The sequence below is a fragment of the Polaromonas sp. P1_E1_2 genome, assembly GCF_056406035.1.
In genome coordinates this window covers 1-2,346 of the sequence record NZ_JBFUAZ010000648.1, presented here as the reverse complement: position 1 = coordinate 2,346, position 2,346 = coordinate 1, and the positions used below count along the sequence as shown (strand labels likewise).

General features: G+C 61.7%; 3 protein-coding genes. All 3 read right to left on the bottom strand.

The window, feature by feature from the left end; genetic code table 11:
• A partial coding sequence (locus AC1D1P_RS21250; protein ID WP_477674330.1) for an ABC transporter ATP-binding protein occupies positions 1–632 on the bottom strand: 632 nt, incomplete at its 3' end.
• 14 nt (positions 633–646) lie between these two features.
• Complete coding sequence (locus AC1D1P_RS21245; protein ID WP_457279485.1) at positions 647–1,414, bottom strand: ABC transporter ATP-binding protein; 768 nt, start codon at positions 1,412–1,414, stop codon at positions 647–649.
• An 11-nt stretch (positions 1,415–1,425) separates the two neighbouring features.
• On the bottom strand, positions 1,426–2,346 hold a 921-nt coding region (locus tag AC1D1P_RS21240), incomplete at its 5' end, for a branched-chain amino acid ABC transporter permease (protein WP_477674329.1).

Sequence of the window (2,346 nt, the reverse complement as noted above, 5' to 3'; positions counted from 1 at the left end):
ACGTAACCGCGGTTGGCAATGCCGAGCGCGCGGCTGGCGTTCTGCTCGACCAGCAGCACCGTCACGCCGCGGGCTGAAACGTCCTTGACCACTTCGAAGATCTTGTCGACCATGATGGGCGACAGGCCCATGGAGGGCTCGTCCAGCAGCAGCACCTTGGGCCGGCTCATGAGCGCGCGGCCCATGGCCAGCATCTGCTGCYCGCCGCCGGACATGGTGCCGGCCAGCTGATCCTTGCGCTCGCGCAGGCGCGGAAACAGCACGAACATCTTTTCGATGTCTTCGGCAACGCCCGCCTTGTCGCTGCGAATGTAGGCGCCCATCTGCAGGTTTTCGGTAATCGTCATGCGGGTGAAAACGCCGCGGCCTTCCGGCACCATGGCCAGGCCTTCTTTGACGAGGTCCCAGGCACCACGGCCCTTGATGCTCTTGCCGAGGTATTCGATGTCACCGCCCAGCATCGGCAAGGTGCCGGTGATGGCTTTCATGGTGGTGGTCTTGCCGGCGCCGTTGGAGCCGATCAGGGTCACGAGTTCGCCTTCGTGGACTTCGAAGTCAACGCCCTTGACCGCCTGGATGCCGCCGTAAGCGACCTTCAGGCCGGTCACCTTCAGGAGTGTGTTTGCTGCCATGTTCTTGCTTTCCTTCAATGACCCGTGCCCAAATAGGCCGTGATCACTTTTTCGTCTTTTTGTACATCTGCAGGCGCGCCTTCAGCGATCTGCTTGCCGTAGTCGAGCACCGTCACGCGATCGCACAGGCCCATGACCAGCTTCACGTCATGCTCAATCAGCAAAATGGTGCGGTTGTCTTTGCGGATGCGGTCGATCAGCTCGCGCAGCTGTACTTTTTCGGTCGCATTCATGCCGGCAGCCGGCTCGTCCAGCGCGATCAGCTGCGGATCGGTGGCGAGGGCCCGGGCAATTTCCAGGCGGCGCTGGTCGCCGTAGCTCAGGGTACGGGCCTTGAAGTCGGCGTATTTGCCGATGCCAACGTAGTCGAGCAACTCCTGCGAACGCTTGGCAATGGCGGCTTCTTCGTGCTTGAAACCGGGRGTGCGCAGCACGGCGCCGATCAGGCCCGAGTTGGTACGGATATGGCGGCCGACCATGACGTTTTCGAGGGCSGTCATGTCGGCAAACAGGCGGATGTTCTGGAAGGTGCGGGCAATGCCGGCCTTGGCCACTTCGTGCACCGCCGTCGGCTTGTAGGGCTTGCCGGCGAGCTCGAAGGTGCCGCTGTCGGGTGTGTAAAGGCCCGTCAACACATTGAAGAAGGTGGTTTTACCGGCGCCGTTGGGGCCGATCAGGCCATACACCTGGCCACGCTCGATATGGATGCCGACATCGGAAAGGGCCTGCAAACCGCCGAAGCGCTTGGAAACACCGGAGACTTTAAGAATGGTTTCGCTCATGTCCATTCTCCTTAGGGATTGATTGACTGGATGGGATCTGGACCGACGGGCTTGTTCAGCGACTTGCCGTGCTCGGAAGCCGGCCAGAGGCCGCGCGGACGCATCAGCATGATGGTGATCATGGCCAGCGCGATCAGCAATTGACGCAGGATGGCCGAGTCGAGACGTCCGTCGGTCATGGCCTGCAACGGGCCGGCCACATGGCGCAGCACTTCAGGCAGCGCAGCCAGCAGCAAGGCGCCCAGGATGACGCCGGGCAAGTGGCCGATACCGCCCAGCACCACCATGGCGACGATCATCACTGACTCCATCAGGCTGAAGGATTCGGGCGACACAAAGCCCTGGAAGGCAGCAAACATGGAGCCGGACACACCGCCAAAAGTGGCGCCCATGCCGAAAGCCAGCAGCTTCAGGTTGCGGGTGTTAATGCCCATGGCCTTGGCGGCGATTTCGTCTTCGCGGATCGCCATCCAGGCGCGGCCGGTACGGGAGTTCTCAAGGCGATGGCAAACCACGACCGAGACGATCACCAGCACCAGGAAAAGGTAGTAGTACATCGACACCGAGTTGACCTCGAAGCCGAAAAACTCATGCGGCTTGCCCAGGTCAAAGCCGAAAAACTTCATCGAATCGATCTGGTTGATGCCCTTGGGTCCATTGGTCAGGTTGATCGGACGGTCCAGGTTGTTCAGGAACACGCGGATGATTTCACCAAAGCCCAGCGTGAYGATGGCGAGGTAGTCGCCGCGCAGCTTGAGGGTTGGCGCTCCCAGCAGCACGCCGAAAAAGCCCGCCAGCGCCGCGGCCATCGGGATGATGGCCCAGATCGGCAGGTGCAGCCCGTTCGGGAATTGCGCCGCGATCCAGGGGAACGCATCGGCCAGATGGGGCGAGCCGAGCAGCGCGAACAGGTAGGCGCCGACCGCGAAGAA